This window comes from Chitinophaga agrisoli (assembly GCF_008386695.1).
Taxonomy (GTDB): Bacteria; Bacteroidota; Bacteroidia; order Chitinophagales; family Chitinophagaceae; genus Chitinophaga; species Chitinophaga agrisoli.
Genome location: NZ_VUOC01000004.1, coordinates 1,224,569 through 1,238,864, shown reverse-complemented (window position 1 = coordinate 1,238,864; position 14,296 = coordinate 1,224,569). Strand labels below are relative to the sequence as shown.

General features: G+C 50.6%; 13 protein-coding genes. 3 read left to right on the top strand and 10 right to left on the bottom strand.

Translation table 11 applies throughout. From position 1 onward, the window contains the following. Nucleotides 1–12 precede the first annotated feature (12 nt). Genes F0L74_RS24035 through F0L74_RS24015 form a run of 5 tightly spaced genes read right to left on the bottom strand, consistent with a single transcriptional unit; the run spans nt 13 to nt 4,232 of the window. The gene (locus tag F0L74_RS24035) at nt 13–495 is read right to left on the bottom strand and encodes a phage tail protein (RefSeq protein WP_149840458.1); all 483 of its coding nucleotides are present in this window, start codon (nt 493–495) and stop codon (nt 13–15) included. Between the two features lie 3 nt (nt 496–498). Next, nucleotides 499–930 (bottom strand): phage tail protein, encoded by a 432-nt coding sequence (locus F0L74_RS24030; protein WP_149840457.1) that lies wholly within the window; start codon nt 928–930, stop codon nt 499–501. 51 nt (nt 931–981) lie between these two features. Continuing rightward, complete coding sequence (locus F0L74_RS24025) at nt 982–2,415, bottom strand: phage tail sheath family protein (RefSeq protein ID WP_149840456.1); 1,434 nt, start codon at nt 2,413–2,415, stop codon at nt 982–984. 11 nt (nt 2,416–2,426) lie between these two features. Then, the gene (locus F0L74_RS24020) at nt 2,427–3,605 is read right to left on the bottom strand and encodes a hypothetical protein (protein ID WP_149840455.1); all 1,179 of its coding nucleotides are present in this window, start codon (nt 3,603–3,605) and stop codon (nt 2,427–2,429) included. 12 nt (nt 3,606–3,617) lie between these two features. After that, nucleotides 3,618–4,232: a Pvc16 family protein gene (locus F0L74_RS24015; protein WP_149840454.1), complete on the bottom strand. Its 615-nt coding sequence runs from the start codon at nt 4,230–4,232 to the stop codon at nt 3,618–3,620. Between the two features lie 949 nt (nt 4,233–5,181). On the opposite strand from F0L74_RS24015, the gene F0L74_RS24010 reads away from it, so the two are divergent. After that, nucleotides 5,182–6,138, top strand: a complete 957-nt coding sequence (locus tag F0L74_RS24010; protein WP_149840453.1) for a phosphodiester glycosidase family protein — start codon at nt 5,182–5,184, stop codon at nt 6,136–6,138. Between the two features lie 56 nt (nt 6,139–6,194). Here F0L74_RS24010 and F0L74_RS24005 read toward each other — a convergent pair whose 3' ends face one another. From F0L74_RS24005 to F0L74_RS23985, 5 genes are all read right to left on the bottom strand, one after another. Next, on the bottom strand, nt 6,195–6,632 hold the full coding sequence (locus tag F0L74_RS24005; protein ID WP_149840452.1) for a nucleoside deaminase: 438 nt from the start codon (nt 6,630–6,632) through the stop codon (nt 6,195–6,197). A gap of 96 nt (nt 6,633–6,728) precedes the next feature. Next, nucleotides 6,729–7,178: a DoxX family protein gene (locus F0L74_RS24000; protein ID WP_149840451.1), complete on the bottom strand. Its 450-nt coding sequence runs from the start codon at nt 7,176–7,178 to the stop codon at nt 6,729–6,731. A gap of 267 nt (nt 7,179–7,445) precedes the next feature. Then, nucleotides 7,446–8,213, bottom strand: coding sequence for an SDR family oxidoreductase (locus F0L74_RS23995; protein WP_149840450.1), 768 nt, complete (start codon nt 8,211–8,213; stop codon nt 7,446–7,448). A 351-nt stretch (nt 8,214–8,564) separates the two neighbouring features. Continuing rightward, a complete protein-coding gene (gene fabF / locus F0L74_RS23990; RefSeq protein ID WP_149840449.1) occupies nt 8,565–9,806 on the bottom strand; it encodes a beta-ketoacyl-ACP synthase II in 1,242 nt (413 codons plus the stop codon). Nucleotides 9,807–9,843: 37 nt separating this feature from the next. Next, entirely contained in the window at nt 9,844–10,395 is a 552-nt protein-coding gene (locus tag F0L74_RS23985) for a TetR/AcrR family transcriptional regulator (RefSeq protein ID WP_149840448.1), read from the bottom strand. A 239-nt stretch (nt 10,396–10,634) separates the two neighbouring features. Between F0L74_RS23985 and F0L74_RS23980 the strand changes: the two genes are divergently transcribed. After that, nucleotides 10,635–11,957 (top strand): sugar porter family MFS transporter, encoded by a 1,323-nt coding sequence (locus F0L74_RS23980; protein ID WP_149840447.1) that lies wholly within the window; start codon nt 10,635–10,637, stop codon nt 11,955–11,957. A gap of 86 nt (nt 11,958–12,043) precedes the next feature. Then, a complete protein-coding gene (locus F0L74_RS23975) occupies nt 12,044–14,293 on the top strand; it encodes a heavy metal translocating P-type ATPase (RefSeq protein WP_213087065.1) in 2,250 nt (749 codons plus the stop codon). The last annotated feature ends 3 nt before the right edge of the window (nt 14,294–14,296 follow it).

The following is a 14,296-nucleotide window of genomic DNA, read 5'->3' as shown; positions in this document are numbered from 1 at the left end:
AAAGCTAACTGCTTATTTCACCGGTGCGTCTGATACCGGTACTCGTTCAAAATACTGGTAGGCCAATTCTATTGTCTCTACCAGAACGGCGTTTTCCGTTGCCCGCAGGTCCGCAGTGGACCATTTCACCGGGTACGCCTGCACTACCTTCCAGATGGCCACCTGCGCGCCGGATTCGTCCAGCAGCGTGATGATCATATCGGCAGGTTTGAAGCTGTAGATCACTACGGTGAAGTAAGTACGGAGCGCATCATCCAACCAGTTCTGCAGGGCCGTGCTTTTAAGCAGGCCGCGCTTCAGCACCAGGTTAGGATACTTGGCCCGTTTGGGCAGCTTGTAAACAAAGCGGTTCTCACCGCCTTCCCGCAGCTCCTCCGTCTCTACCTCCACAGAAAGACCACTCACTTCCTGGAAGCGTTGCTCCGTATCGTCGTCCGTTACGCCCAGGAATTCAACACGGAAATAAAAACCCGTTGGCGGATAATAAGCGGGCATTGTTTACGCCGTTTTTAAGGTGATGCCTTCATGCACCAGGTCCACAGACTCGATAGCGATATCATTGCCGGATGCCTTCAAACCCGGGCCTTCACATTTTATCGGCCATGCCTGTGAAACGCTCCATACGAACATGGGCTCGCCTTCATCATTCATGAGGGTGATCACCAGGTCGCGGCGCTCTACATTGGGGTTACCGCTGTTTATAAGCCAGGTGTAAAAATCATTGTTATCGGCTACCATCCCTTTTTTGAGGGTGATGTTGCCTGCTTTCCGCATGCCGGGTCTTTTCAGCGGCAGGGTATTGCCGCTCATCAGGCCATCGCGGTATTCAATTGCCTGTATTTCCTGTGAAAGACCACTTACTTCAGAGAAACCTAAATTTTCTCCACCCCAGGATACGCTGAAATGGAAGACCGTTAAAGGATAAGCCATTGTATAAAGAATTTAAGATTGAATGATGGTTGAATAAATAAAGACGCCGTATTAAGCGGTTTGCATGATCTGTACAAACTGCAGTACAATGAATTCTGCCGGTCTTGCTACCGCCATCTTCACTTCTACGATCATGCGGCCTTCCAGTATGTCTACGGAGTTCATGGTTTTGCCAAGACCTACATTCACCTGGTAAGCCTGCTCTGGTGTAGCGCCAGCCAGTGCGCCTTCCCTGAATTTCAGGAACAGGTAGTTCTCGATCATGGCCTGTACCTTGGTCCAGGTGCCGGCGGTGTTGGGTTCAAATACCACCCAGTTGATGGATTTTTTGATAGACTCTTCTACCACGCTGAAGAAGCGGCGTACGTTAATGTATTTCCAGTCATTGCTGTTGCCGTCCAGGGTTCTGCCGCCCATTACCACGCTGCCAAAACCAGGCACGTTCAATATGGCGTTTACAGATTTGCCGCTGGTGGTATTGATGTTCAGCAGGTCATGATCCTGACGGGAGATGGTGACCAGGGGTTTAACCACATCGATCAAGCCTATATTGGCAGGCGCTTTCCATACGCCCCTGTCACGGTCTGTGCGGGCATATACGCCGGCAATGGCTGCAGAAGGAGGGAGGGTAAGGGTATATTTTAACGTTTCAGCTTTTATAGCATTATACAGCGCGCTGCCTTTCAGGGCAGAAAGCAGGCCTTCCTTATTGTCAGCGCCGGCGGCGTCTGCGCCATTGATCTTATGATCGCTCAGCGTCAGGTTGTCGAAATCAAATTCGTAGGAGTAAGCAGTGCGCAGCCAGGGATAATATACCGCGGCATAACGGGTAGCGTCGCCTACAGGTATGTTCTCTATCGTTCCCTTTACATCATCCGTAATGGAAGATGGGGTTTTAGGCACGGTAGTTTTCTGTGTATCCAGCACAGCAAAACGGTCTTTGAGGCTGGCAGCCTGGGAGATCATTTTATTGTTGATGGCCGTGAACGCATCAGCGCCTAAATGTACGGCCTCCGGTACTACCAGGATGGTAGGCGTATCTTCCAGCGCTACCAGGTCCAGGCCGGCGTCCAGGTCGTCTTTGCTGATGTCTGCATCGTAGCCGCCTACGGATACAATGTAACAACGGCCGCCGCCATTGGCAAAGAAATGTTTTACCGCATGGTAAAAAATATGCTTGCGCAGGTTAGCCGTTGCAATTGTAACAGCTACTTTAAAACCGGTGGTAGTGGCGCCGGTACGCTGCTCATCCACTGCGATAGTAACGTTTGCAGGGTCTTCCGGCTGGGGCCCGCCGAAGTAGGTAAGATATTCGCTCCAGCTGGTAATGGGGGTAGCCACCTTACGCAGGTCATTCGGGGCCAGTGAATCGGCTTTTTGGGTGTAGCCTACAAAGGCGGGAACAGCAGATTCTACCTCTGCAATGGATGGTGGAAAGGAGGCTATTTCTTCTACATAAACACCTGGGGAACGGTAAGTTGCCATTTTTTTAAAAGTTAAAGTGTTAGAAAAATGTCAGAGTAAATAAAAGGGTCAGTGGTGGTATCGATAGTACCGGTGGCCGGATAAGGCAGGTTGGCCTTTACAACGGTTTCTTTGGGATCACCGATATACTTTTTCAGGTTCAGGATTAAGCCAACATTGGCGGAGGATGACACATATTTCTCCTGTAATGCCAGCGCATTGTCTGATACAAATTCTATTTCCTTGTCAGTAACAGCCGCGCGGTGAAAATGCACATTGGTATCATTGCTCACAATATTCAGCTGATCCAGATAGGTGGCTTTATCAGCGGGGCTCATGCCCGCCATCTCCAGGTACAGGGGACTGTTAGCGCCCAGCTGCACGGTATAACGCCAGATGGTGGAGCGGTTCACAAACCGCAGCATATATTGCGGGCGGTCCGGGGTCAGGGAACGGTCTGCTTCTACCAGCCGGTAATTAGCATCCAGCACGGAAGATAGGGACAGCTCCACCACGCCCCATACGGGCGTGTTTATTGTTAGCCCGCGGTAATAGAACGTATCTTCCTTTACATGATTGATCCATAGCTCGCATACGCCTGTTGGCAGCCGCCTCAGATCAAAGCCCAGATCCGCCTCGCCGTTCTGGTTCACCAGCGTTTTTTCCGCAATGGTAGCGCCGGTCAGCAGGTGTTTGATAATGGAGGTGCCGGCGGTAACAGGGGCGTTCTGATGAAAACTATAGGCAGGGCCGCTGCTGTGCATACTGTCTGCTTCCGCTACGCCGGTATCGCTTTTTGTGAGATGCAGGCTGTTACGCGGCGCGCCGGCATCCGTAATGATATTGCTGAAATAATACACCTGGTCTGAAATGCCCAGCAGGGGGAGGTCGTTGAAGTTGATCAGCTCCGGGTTCCTGAGCTGAAGGAAGAAGCTAAGTTTAGCGCCTTTTTTAACCGCATATCTCAGCAGGTCATTACCGCCGCCGGTTTTCCCGGAAACATTGGCCAGTATGGTAAAGCCGCCGCTGGTGTCCGTAGGCCGGAACAGGAGGTCCATATCCAGCATAAGGGCCCGGCATTCGGGGGTAGGCGTAAACGCAAAATCTGTAACGGGGTTGATCTTATACTGCCTGCACACTTTGTTCTGGTAAAACAGTTGCTCTACGGATAGGGTGCATAACTCAGTATATGTTACCTGTATGCCATTCATAACGGGATACAATTAGTTTTCTTTGATGTTGAGTGCTTTGATGGACTGGATCTTTTCCTGGCTCCTGGTCTCGAACACCGTCAGCATGTTCATTTTGTATACCAGGCTGGGTATGTATTTGCCGCCCAGCATACCCCAGAGGTTATTCTGCTGCTCAAAGGAGAGGCTAAGCAGTTTAAACGTAAGCCGTTCTACCAGCTGCCAGGGTTTGTTGATGGGCTCTGTGGCAAACTCATTGAGACCTGGAAAACGCTGCTCATCAAAAACGGGATTGGCCTGGAAGAAACTGGCAACGTTGGAGAGGTCGCGCAATGCAGTCTCATAGTCACTGTTATGCGCTATGAACAGGATCAGCAGATCCAGTTCCACAGGCGGGTTCAATCGCAGGATCTTCTTGTCTGGCGCGGGTACAAATACCGGCCGTTTGCTTTCGCGGCGCTCTTCTTCCACACCGGCCATCATGATGGTGACATGCGTGCTATCTGTAACATTGAGCTCACCATTGGCCTTAACAACAGGTTTAAGATCTACAACATTGCCAATGTTATAGTTTAAGGGGTCCTGTTCCCTGTCTACGATATAGGTTTCGAGCTCCTTTTTGATGAACTTCAGAGAAGTACGGATCATCTATCAATTGTATTAATTGTAAAAGGATCAAATACAATCAACCGATAGGGGAATGTGTTGATATCAGGTGTATACGGTACCACCTATATCCAGGGTTGTGGATACATCGGATACGGTTCAATAAAAAGAATGAATAAACTAAAGCCATTGCTACGCAACAGATCCCTGGGACTAACTAATAAACCTTGCTGATAAAATAAAACCTGACGAGTGACTTGAGGTAAACAATCTTAATTTGAAGTAAACAATCTGATTTTTCGAGGTCAACCATTGTACTATCAGTGTCAACAGCACGAGGCAATATTACGACAAATTTTTAATTTCCAAATTTCCACCCCTGTTTTTTTGCAGGGGTATTGCATGATAGGCATTTTTTTTTGTGTCGATGGCGTGTAGCGGATGATATCTGGTATGCCGGATGACGGAGTGGAAATATTGGTCAATTATTTTATAATTTACATTTATCTGTTGCACACGCCTGCAATTGTAAAGGCCCTGCCAGATAATGTACCCTTTTACATAACGCTTAAAAATTAAATGACGATGTATCCAAACGAAGACCTGATGGCATTTTTTGAAATGATGACCCTTGGCGATGTGGCGCCCATCCTGATCGGTGGTGTTCTGATCGGCGCCTGATTCACCGGCTCCGCTCCGCTATGGAGTCTACAGGCTTAAATTGCTAAAAGCCACGCCCCGGGAGAATAGATACTTTCTGGGGCGTTATTTTGTTTATTACTGCATTATCATCCGGCAGCCCGGCCAATGGCTCCTGTAAAACGCCAGGTACATAACGAGGCCCGCAGCCCTGGTAATAATGATTTTTTAACATCAGAATCTCTTTTGAATATTAATCTTTGTCGCGGCGTAACCTGTTATCGTGATTATTATACCAATATTTTTACGCTGGCTTTACATCGTCCGCAAAACAAACCATGCTATAATTTAAATGATGAATACATTCCGTTTATATGCAACCCGCATAACATTGCTTAGCATCCTCGCCGGCTTTTCTTCCATTTGTCATGCCCAATTACATTGGCGGCCGTCTGCAAAACATAATGACAGCCTGCCCGCTTCCATCCGGGTATACGAAACAACAGATAGCCTGGATGGGCATCCTTTCCGCGCCTATTACCTGAAGGCATCTGCATTGGATAAGTCCATTTCTTTTGATAGCCGCACCGGAAACGGCAAACGTTACACGCCAGCCGAGTATGCCGCTATGGAAACCGGCAAGGTATATGCCGTAGTGAACACTACTTTCTTTTCTTTTGCAGATAATAGCTCACTGAATATGGTGGTAAGCAAGGGCAAAACAATCGCACACAATCTGGTTATAGATACCATCAAAACATTTGACGGCCGCCCTGAGATCATTTATCCTACGCAGGGCGTGTTTGGTATACTCCCGGATGGCAGGCCGGATATTGCCTGGGTATATCCCGCGGGCAAGAATAAGGAAGCTTATGCCTATGACGCGCCCAATGCGCCGCAAAACGGTGTATGGACCAAACCCACTACAAAAAGTGGCAAACGGTGGAAAGTCGTGGAGGCTGCCGGTGGCGCTCCGGTGCTGCTCCCTTATGTTAGCAGTGTGCCGGAAAACCGTTTTGCCTGGCATGAGCTAGATAAACATCCGCGTACCGCCATCGGGTATACGGCAGATAACGAGGTGATCATCCTGGCGGTAGAGGGGCGTCATGCGGGCGTTGCCGATGGCGCTACTTTGTTGCAGCTGGCACGTATCATGCGTGAGCTGGGTTGCGTAGAAGCGCTGAACCTGGATGGCGGAGGTTCTACCACCCTTTGGGCTGGCGGGCAGGCTACTATCCAGCCTTCAGATAAAAAAGGCCCGAGGCCGGTGCCGGCAGTGCTGCTGATAAAGGCACGGGATAATAATTAAGCGGATACTTGAAATGAATTAGGTTATAAGGGGCTGACAGTAGGTTGGCCCTTTTGTTATTCCCCAATATCCTCATACCAGAGCTCCGGATTATGCTTAATAAACTGTTGCATCATCTCAATACACTCCTTATTATTCGCTACAATAACCTCCACGTTGTTTTCTTTCAACAGCACTTCTGCGCCCATGAAAGTCTGGTTTTCACCAATAACAACGGTAGGAATACCATATAACAGTATAGCGCCGGTACACATAGGACAGGGAGATAACGTAGTATAGATCACGCATTCCCTGTAAATAGCCGCCGGCTGCCGGCCCGCGTTCTCCAGCGCGTCCATTTCCCCATGCAGCACAACACTGCCTTGCTGCACCCGGCGGTTATGTCCGCGGCCAATAATTTTTCCCTTATGTACTAAAACAGATCCAATAGGTATCCCGCCTTCTTTAAGTCCTTGTAAAGCTTCTTCTATTGCAAGGCGCATAAAATTGTCCATAGCAGTTATTTTATTGCTTCACCGGCAACAGCTGCGGTGCAGTCACTCAAATGTATATTTATTTAATGAATGACGGCTTAAAGAAGACAATCGATCTTAGCTTTTTTTCCGCAACCGCCACGCATCAATAGATATGGCCCCTGCTCCGGTGATCATCAGGGATAATAATCCCCCTATATACAGCAGGTTGATCTCATACCCCGGAGGACCAAATTGCGGCCCTTCCGGCGTTAACCCGATCGTCTTAACAGCACTGAATCCATAGTTGCCCTGTACATAGAACATGGCCACGAGCATGGTAATGATCAGCGGTACCGCCACAACAGCCGTATAAGCTCCCAGTATTATTGCCAGGCCGCCCAGCAATTCAACATAAGGCGCTATCAGCGCATTTAAATGCGGAAAAGGTACGCCCGCCTGCGTAAGCAGTTTCTCAAAACCACCCGTGCCGCGGCTGATCTTTGCCCAGCCATGCGCCATAAATCCAAACCCGATAATGAGCCTTAAGAACAAAGGCGCTAGTTGTTGATATTTACTTTTTATCATAGATCGTGTAATAGTTTCTTCAAAAACAAATTGCTGGTTGGTATACCAAAGGCAGCAGGGAATGGCCGGGCATTGTGTAGGCTATCTCATCCACAGTTACCTGTTGCGGCTTCCGTGACCGGTTTATCACCAGCGTATTGCCAGGCTCCGGCACGCCGGTTGAACGGCCTTCCCCCGCAGGTGAGGATCATTAATCATCATAATGATCCGGCTCTGCGTGGCATTGTTCACAAATTCCAGCTTCATACTGTACAGTATAATGTTGCTTTAAAGTATGCTGATCGTGGCGCCGCCGTCAACTGACAGGTTCTGCCCTGTAATAAAAGAGGCTTTGTCCATGGCCAGGAAGGCTACCGCCGCCGCTACCTCTTCATCCCGGGCAATGCGCCGCATGGGCGTTCGGCCTGTGATCACGGCCAGCTTTTCCTGGTTGGCCAATAACCCCGCTGTTAACGGCGTTTCCGTAAACCAGGGCGATACACTGTTTACCCGTATCCCGGAGGCGGCCCACTCGCTTGCCAGGCTGCGTGTTAACTGCAACAGTCCTGCCTTGGCCATGCCATACGGCGCACCCGTTTGCGCGTCCAGCGAGCCGGCTACAGACGAAATGTTAATGATCGCCCCATGGCCGCTTTGCCGTAAGGGGCCGTATAACAGGCGGCATAACTCAAAAGGCGCCACCAGGTCAATATCCAGCACTTTCCTGTACTCGGCCTCGGAATAATCGGCGGACGGTTTGCGCACGTTAATGCCAGCATTGTTCACCAATATATCCAGTGCGCCGCCCCAATGCTGTTGTACCCATTCCACGATGTGGTGCCGGTGCGCCGGGTCGTTTACGTCACCAGCCAGGGTAAACGCGGTGAATCCCTTGCCGCTGAATGCTTCCCGGGCTGCTGCCAGTTCAGGTTCCTGCCGGGCGGTGAATAACACACTGGCGCCCAGTTCCAGTAGTTCCTGCACGATCGCTTTGCCAATGCCTTTAGAACCGCCGGTAACCACGGCCTTTTTATTTTTTAGATGCCAGTTAGCCATTTATCTGTATTTAAAAACGTTATAAATTATTGGTTAAGTTCCAGCGGAGAGGCCGGCAGATAGCCCACCGGCAGTACCGGTCGTGTAGGTAGTGTACCCAGTCCAGCATCTTTTCCGGCTTGTCAAACAGCCGCGGTCTTTGCGGGTACATCCGCCCTTTCCGCAACAAGGAATACTTCCATATTCCTTGTTTATGTGAATGAATACGTAAAATTAAGGGTATGCCTGGGGCAGAAAATGACAGAATTGCCCGAATAATGGTAAATAATTCCCGAATAATGGGGATGGCCTCAAAAAAATGAAGCCGGTCCCCTAAACGGAGAACCGGCTTACTATAAACAAACAAAAACCTTACAGTTCCTTAAACACCACGATGCCGTTGTGCCCGCCAAAGCCGAACGTGTTGCTCATGGCTACTTTTACGTCCTTCTTTAAGGCCTGACCGGTAACGATCTGTAAACCCGCAGGTATGGCCGGGTCCAGCTCGGTGGTATTGATGGTGGGTGGTATGATATTATCCCGTATGCTCAGGATACAGGCAATGGCCTCAATAGCGCCAGCTGCGCCCAGCAGGTGCCCTGTCATGGACTTGGTAGCGCTGATGTGCAGGTGTGCCGGCGCATTGCCAAACATTTTGGTGATGGCGGCAATCTCGCTCAGATCACCCACCGGGGTAGAGGTCGCATGCGCATTCAGATAATCTACATCTTCCGGCTTTAGGCCACCATCTTCCAACGCCAGCTGCATGGCTTTATAAGCGCCCAGCCCTTCCGGGTGGGTGGCAGTCATATGATAAGCGTCTGCCGTCATGGCTGCGCCCACTACTTCTGCATAGATATGCGCGCCACGGGCTTTAGCATGCTCGTATTCTTCCAGCACCAGCGCGCCCGCGCCTTCGCCCATCACAAAACCATCGCGGTGCACATCAAAAGGACGGGAGGCCGTAGCCGGATCATCATTACGTGTGCTCATGGCCTTCATGGCGCAGAAACCGCCTACAGAGGCCTCTGTTACAGGCGCCTCAGAGCCGCCGGTGATGATCACCTTCGCTTTGCCCAGGCGTATATAGTTCAGCGCATCCATAATGGCGGTATTGGAAGTGGAGCAGGCGGATACCGTTGTATAGTTGATGCCCATCAGGCCGTATTTCATAGAGATCATGCCGGAGGCCATATTGGCAATCAGCTTGGGCACAAAGTAAGGGCTGAAGCGGGGGTTAAAATCGCCCTCCGTATATTCCTTTACCTGTTCCTCAAATGTTTGCATACCGCCCTGGCCGGAGCCCCAGATCACGCCGGCGTCAAACGGGTCCATGGTGGATATGTCCAGCCCGGAGTCCCGCATGGCTTCTGCGGCTGCTGCCAGCGCATATTGCGTAAACGGATCTGTTTTGCGGATATCGCCTTTTTCCAGCACTTCCTGAGCGTTAAAGCCCTTTATTTCACCGGCAAACTGTGTTCTGAAGCGGCTGGGATCAAACCTTGTGATCCGCGCCAGGCCACTTTTGCCGGTTATTAACTGCTCCCAGAAGGTGGCCACATTGTTGCCTAAGGGCGTTAATGCGCCAAGTCCGGTGATAACTGCTCTTTTCATCTGATTGGTGTTTGTTTTTTATGTTCGTTCAAGAAGTTCATTCAAGGTCCTTTGTAAGCTGACCGCTCATCCGGCTAAAGATGCTGCCGTCAAATACCCGGGAAAAAAGCAGGGATGCAGACAGGTTCGACATCACCATCAGCGCACGGTCGCCCGCCTCCCCTTCAAAATGGAAGCACCCCTTAGCCCGGCCCTGCTCCAGGCAGGCGGTTACCCATGCCAGTATGCCGCTGCACATCTCCTGTACCTTCGCTTGTAAAGGCGGGGAGAAGGTGTCAAAATCCGGCGTCAGGGAACCTACCAGGCAAATCACGCCCTGTTTGCTGCGCCGCTGGAATACGTCAAACAGCTTTTTCAGCTGCGCATCCTCCGGCAGCTTCTCCCATCTGCGCTTTTGTATCTCAAACTGGTCCATCTCGCGCTGTATCACGCTGATGCCCAGGTCTGCCTTGGAAGGGAAATGATAGTGGATAGCGGCATTTTTGACAGACAGCTGCCCGGAAATATCCGCGTAACTAAAGGCATTAAAACCTTTGGTACGTATCAGCAGGTCTGCCAGCTCAATTATTTTATCCCTTGTATCGCTCATCTTTCTGGTAGTTCCGGGCACAAATATACTGACTTAGTAGTAAGTAAGCAAAATATGGCATAACTGGTTGTTTATGAAACTATTATATATCAGATACAACCAGTCTGTACGATGCTGATGACCTTAGCCATCCTCCCAAATCTACAACATCCCCACCATGTTAGAACAATGAAAAAATATAATGTATCTTATGCCCCACATTCCACAGTTACGTGTAAACGTACATTAATTATTCCACCATGAACAAACAACTATTTACCGGTTGTCTCGTAGCCGCCCTTGGCGGGCTCTTATTTGGCGCAGATACGGCCGTTATTTCCGGCGCAGAACAATCTATTAAGGAAGTATTCCAGTTAGACGGGTTCTGGCATGGCTTTACCAATGCCATAGCCCTTATAGGCACCATTGTAGGCTCTATTGCCTGCGGTATGCCCCTGGACAAATATGGCCGTAAAAAAGTGCTGGTGCTCGTCGCCATTTTCTACATTGTATCCGCACTGGGTTGTGGCCTCTCGCATTCCTGGGTAGCGTATCTGATCTACCGCTTTATAGGCGGCCTGGGTATTGGCGCTTCTTCCGTAGCCGGCCCCATGTATATCTCAGAAATAGCGCCGCCCCGCCTGCGCGGCCGCCTGGTGGCCCTGTTCCAGTTCAATATCGTACTGGGCATCCTGCTGGCTTATTTCTCCAACTATTTTATAAACCGTTGGGTGGCGGTAGATGCCTGGCGCTGGATGCTGGGCGTACAGGCCATCCCTTCGATTATATTTTTCATCTTACTCTATTTTATTCCGGAGAGCCCCCGTTGGCTCATGAAACAACAACGTACGGACGATGCCCGCCGGGTATTGCTGGCGCTGGGCAATCAGAACGCGGATGATATTGTTACAGATATTGCTGTTTCATTAAAAGAAGAGAGCAGCGGGCATGCGGAAAAGTTATTCTCCCGTAAATTCTCTTTTGCGGTGATGTGCGCCATCCTGCTGGCTACCTTCAACCAGTTCTCCGGTATTAACGCGCTTATGTATTATGCGCCGCGTATCTTCACCATGGCGGGCCTGGGCCGCGATGCTGCTTTATTGCAGGCGGTGCTGATAGGCGTTACCAATATGGTGTTCACGGTGATTGCTATGTTCATCATTGATAAATTCGGCCGCAAAACGCTGCTCATAGCGGGCTCTATTGGGATGATCGTGTTCCTGGGTTTAACGGCCTATGCTTTTCAGCAGAACCTGGGCGGTCATACCGTACTGATTTACCTGGTGGGCTTTATAGCCAGCTTTGCTTTTTCGCAGGGTGCGGTTATCTGGGTATTCCTGGCAGAGATCTTCCCCAACTCTGTACGCGCCAAAGGCCAATCGCTGGGTAGCTTTACACACTGGTTCTGGGCCGCGGTAATGACCTGGCTGTTCCCGATAGTTGCCCAGCTCAAGAATGGCGGTACCATTGCTTTTGGCTTCTTTTGTGTGGCGATGATACTGCACCTGGTATTTGCCGTAAAGGTATTGCCGGAAACAAAAGGCAAATCACTGGAAGAATTGGAGAAGGTAGTATTGCGCTAACGCCTTAAAATTATATACATCTTTCCCTTTATTGTGTAACAACCCCGCCCGGGGCTATCGGTAACTTTGCTGTAAAATATAACAGGATGGTTACCGATAGCACAATCAAGGATAAACAGATAAAAGCCTCCTTTCCTGTATTGGAAATGTCCTGTGCGGCCTGCGCCGTAAGCGTGGAATCCATGTTAAAAAGCGTACCCGGCGTACAGGATGCCGGCGTTAACTTCGCCAATCAGAGCGCCTGGGTCATCTATAACCCTAACGCTACCACGCCAACCGATCTGCAGGGCGCCGTACGTTCCGTTGGCTACGACCTGGTAATTGATACCGAACGCCCGCAGGAGATCAAGGAGGCCGCACAACAACGTCAATATAAAACACTCAAAGCGCGTACGATATGGTCCTCGCTGCTGGCCCTGCCCGTAGTGATCATCGGCATGTTCTTTATGGATATGCCTTATGCCAACTGGATCATGATGATACTGGCTACCCCGGTAGTATTTTATTTTGGCCGCAGCTTTTTTAGCAGTGCCGCTAAACAGGCCCGCTTCCGCAAAGCCAATATGGATACGCTGGTGGCATTAAGCACCGGTATCGCCTGGCTTTTCAGCGCATTTAATACCATTTACCCTGAATTCTGGCATCAGCGCGGTTTGCACCCCCATGTATATTTTGAAGCAGCCGCGGTGATCATTGCTTTTATTTCCCTGGGCAAACTGCTGGAAGAAAAGGCCAAATCCAATACTTCCTCCGCCATTAAAAAACTCATGGGCCTGCAGCCGCAAACCGTTATCCGCATAAGCGATAATGGTCAGCAGCAGGAAACGTCCATTGCACAAGTAAACGTACAGGACATACTGCTGGTAAAACCAGGCGCACAGATCCCGGTAGATGGTGTGCTAACAGCCGGTGAGTCTTATGTAGATGAAAGCATGGTCAGCGGCGAACCGGTACCGGTACATAAAACAGCCGGACATAAAGTATTTGCCGGTACCATTAACCAGCAGGGCAGTTTCCGTTTCCGTGCAGAGCAGGTAGGCGGGGACACCGTGTTGGCCCGTATTATTAAACTGGTACAGGAAGCCCAGGGCAGTAAAGCCCCGGTGCAACAGCTGGTGGATAAGGTGGCCGGTATCTTCGTACCCACGGTACTGGGTATTGCTATCCTTACTTTTTTGATCTGGATCATAGCCGGTGGCCAAAACGCATTTACACATGGGTTGCTCACCGCCGTTACCGTGCTGGTGATCGCCTGTCCCTGTGCGCTGGGCCTGGCTACGCCTACCGCCATTATGGTAGGGGTAGGTAAGGGCGCGAGCCATCATATGCTCATCCGCGATGCGGAAAGCTTGGAGCTGGCGCACCGCGTTAATGCCATCGTACTGGATAAAACCGGTACCATCACGGCCGGTAAGCCCGGTTTAACAGCCATACATTTCAATGCGGATGATAATACCCCTGATACGGCGCAGTTAAAAAGCATACTCCTGGCCATGGAGCTGCAGTCAGAACACCCGCTGGCTAAAGCGGTGACCACCGCCCTGGAGACAGAAGGCGTACACCCGGTAACCTTAGATAGCATTACCAGCATCACGGGCAAGGGGATTGAGGCCCGTTATAAAGGCCGGTCTTACCAGGTAGGCAGTACCGCCTGGGTAACCGGTAATGGTATCTCCCTGCAAGGCGCACTGGCTAACAAGATAGGCGAGTGGCAGGCGCAGGCATACACCGTTATCGTATTTGCGGTGGATGGAAGGGCCGCGGCCGCACTGGCCATTGCAGACCAGGTAAAGGCCTCTTCGGCATCTGCCATAACGGAATTGCAACGCCAGGGGATTACCGTATACATGCTCACCGGCGATCAGGAAGCTACGGCGGCAGCCGTTGCCAGACAGGTGAACATCACCGCCTATAAGGCCGGAGTAATGCCGGAAGAAAAAGCCGGGTTTATCAAAGACCTGCAACAGCAGGGTAAGGTAGTGGCCATGGTGGGGGATGGGATCAATGATAGCCAGGCCCTGGCCCAGGCGGATGTCAGCATTGCCATGGGCCGCGGTTCAGACATTGCCATGGATGTGGCCAAGATCACCCTCATCACATCCGATCTGAACACCCTGCCCCAGGTGCTGCGCCTCTCCCGCAACACGGTGCGCACCATCCGGCAAAACCTTTTCTGGGCCTTTATCTATAACGTGATAGGCATACCGGTGGCGGCAGGGATATTATACCCGTTTAACGGCTTCCTGCTGGACCCTATGATAGCCGGGGCAGCCATGGCATTAAGCTCCGTTTCTGTAGTAAGCAACAGCCTGCGTTTAAAGCTGGCGGCATTATAAATC

Coding starts and splice junctions, on each gene's coding strand:
- F0L74_RS24035 (WP_149840458.1), bottom strand. CDS start 495: ATGCCCGCTTATTATCCGCCAACGGGTTTTTATTTCCGTGTTGAATTC.
- F0L74_RS24030 (WP_149840457.1), bottom strand. CDS start 930: ATGGCTTATCCTTTAACGGTCTTCCATTTCAGCGTATCCTGGGGTGGA.
- F0L74_RS24025 (WP_149840456.1), bottom strand. CDS start 2,415: ATGGCAACTTACCGTTCCCCAGGTGTTTATGTAGAAGAAATAGCCTCC.
- F0L74_RS24020 (WP_149840455.1), bottom strand. CDS start 3,605: ATGAATGGCATACAGGTAACATATACTGAGTTATGCACCCTATCCGTA.
- F0L74_RS24015 (WP_149840454.1), bottom strand. CDS start 4,232: ATGATCCGTACTTCTCTGAAGTTCATCAAAAAGGAGCTCGAAACCTAT.
- F0L74_RS24010 (WP_149840453.1), top strand. CDS start 5,182: ATGATGAATACATTCCGTTTATATGCAACCCGCATAACATTGCTTAGC.
- F0L74_RS24005 (WP_149840452.1), bottom strand. CDS start 6,632: ATGGACAATTTTATGCGCCTTGCAATAGAAGAAGCTTTACAAGGACTT.
- F0L74_RS24000 (WP_149840451.1), bottom strand. CDS start 7,178: ATGATAAAAAGTAAATATCAACAACTAGCGCCTTTGTTCTTAAGGCTC.
- F0L74_RS23995 (WP_149840450.1), bottom strand. CDS start 8,213: ATGGCTAACTGGCATCTAAAAAATAAAAAGGCCGTGGTTACCGGCGGT.
- fabF (WP_149840449.1), bottom strand. CDS start 9,806: ATGAAAAGAGCAGTTATCACCGGACTTGGCGCATTAACGCCCTTAGGC.
- F0L74_RS23985 (WP_149840448.1), bottom strand. CDS start 10,395: ATGAGCGATACAAGGGATAAAATAATTGAGCTGGCAGACCTGCTGATA.
- F0L74_RS23980 (WP_149840447.1), top strand. CDS start 10,635: ATGAACAAACAACTATTTACCGGTTGTCTCGTAGCCGCCCTTGGCGGG.
- F0L74_RS23975 (WP_213087065.1), top strand. CDS start 12,044: ATGGTTACCGATAGCACAATCAAGGATAAACAGATAAAAGCCTCCTTT.